This window comes from Pseudoalteromonas obscura (assembly GCF_030135505.1).
Classification (GTDB): domain Bacteria; phylum Pseudomonadota; class Gammaproteobacteria; order Enterobacterales; family Alteromonadaceae; genus Pseudoalteromonas; species Pseudoalteromonas obscura.
Genome location: NZ_JASJUT010000002.1, coordinates 665,264 through 666,544, shown reverse-complemented (window position 1 = coordinate 666,544; position 1,281 = coordinate 665,264). Strand labels below are relative to the sequence as shown.

Genomic DNA, 1,281 nt, shown 5'->3' with positions numbered 1-1,281 from the left:
TCTCCCAACTGAGCTAATCACCCAAATTACAGTCTATATTGGTGGGTTGTACTGGACTTGAACCAGTGACCCTCGCCTTGTAAGGGCGATGCTCTCCCAACTGAGCTAACAACCCAATATAGAATCTTAGATATGGTGGGTTGTACTGGACTTGAACCAGTGACCCTCGCCTTGTAAGGGCGATGCTCTCCCAACTGAGCTAACAACCCATATCTAATTTTACAACAAACATTGTGCATAACACCGCGTTGCTGTGGGGCGCTATTATAGGGAGCCGTGCAAAGGAGTCAATACTTAAAAATGAAAATTTCGTTTGCTTGCTGTATTTATAGGCAAATTAACAAAATTACAATTGCTCTTCATTATAAGGAGTGTAAATGACATAAATAAAAGAGGCACAAGTTATCGTTGTTAGCCCACAAAGCAACAAACGTAATGTGATTTGGAACAGTCTGGACGAGTGGATTATTGTTCTTTATTCAATTCCAATCCGGTTAGTTTAAATTATTAAGTTAAAACAATGTATGTGAGTGAACCAGGGGAGGGGAGTAACCAGTCTTTCTGTATAAAAATCAAACTAAAACAAAAGGTTTGATTGAATTAAGGCAGAGTTTTGTTTATATTGTGTCCTCTTGGGCGCTTTTTGAAGCAGTTAGAAAAAACTTAACTAAAAATTGTTGACTTTATTTTCCTCCCTGCATAGAATGCGCCCCGCACTCAGCGATGCACGGTGAAGAGTTCCCGTATGCAATAAGGGGCTATAGCTCAGCTGGGAGAGCGCCTCGCTGGCAGCGAGGAGGTCGGCGGTTCGATCCCGCCTAGCTCCACCAAGCATAATCGTTGAAAAAAGTCCTAGTGACATTGTTTAGTTTTAGACTTCGAGTGTTTAAAATTGAATTTGTGTCCCCTTCGTCTAGAGGCCTAGGACACCGCCCTTTCACGGCGGTAACAGGGGTTCGAATCCCCTAGGGGACGCCACTTACTTAGGTAAGTAAAAAACTCGTATGGTGAGAGTCTAAATAACCAGTCCTAGTGACACAGAATTGTGTCCCCTTCGTCTAGAGGCCTAGGACACCGCCCTTTCACGGCGGTAACAGGGGTTCGAATCCCCTAGGGGACGCCACTTACTTTAGGTAAGTAAAAAACTCGTATGGTGAGAGTCTAAATAACCAGTCCTAGTGACACAAAATTGTGTCCCCTTCGTCTAGAGGCCTAGGACACCGCCCTTTCACGGCGGTAACAGGGGTTCGAATCCCCTAGGGGACGCCACTTACTTAGGTA

6 tRNA genes are annotated in these 1,281 nt (G+C 44.4%); 4 read left to right on the top strand and 2 right to left on the bottom strand.

Annotation, left to right across the window (positions count from 1 at the left end):
- Window positions 1–39: 39 nt before the first annotated feature.
- Together QNM18_RS07200 and QNM18_RS07195 are read right to left on the bottom strand one after the other, a co-directional pair.
- A tRNA-Val gene (locus QNM18_RS07200) sits at window positions 40–115 on the bottom strand.
- 18 nt (window positions 116–133) lie between these two features.
- Window positions 134–209 (bottom strand) — tRNA-Val (locus QNM18_RS07195).
- Between the two features lie 545 nt (window positions 210–754).
- On the opposite strand from QNM18_RS07195, the gene QNM18_RS07190 reads away from it, so the two are divergent.
- The 4 genes from QNM18_RS07190 to QNM18_RS07175 all read left to right on the top strand — a co-directional run bounded on the left by QNM18_RS07190 (window position 755) and on the right by QNM18_RS07175 (window position 1,269).
- A tRNA-Ala gene (locus QNM18_RS07190) sits at window positions 755–830 on the top strand.
- 72 nt (window positions 831–902) lie between these two features.
- Window positions 903–978: transfer RNA gene (locus tag QNM18_RS07185), tRNA-Glu, on the top strand.
- A gap of 69 nt (window positions 979–1,047) precedes the next feature.
- Window positions 1,048–1,123, top strand: a tRNA-Glu gene (locus QNM18_RS07180).
- A 70-nt stretch (window positions 1,124–1,193) separates the two neighbouring features.
- Window positions 1,194–1,269, top strand: a tRNA-Glu gene (locus QNM18_RS07175).
- The last annotated feature ends 12 nt before the right edge of the window (window positions 1,270–1,281 follow it).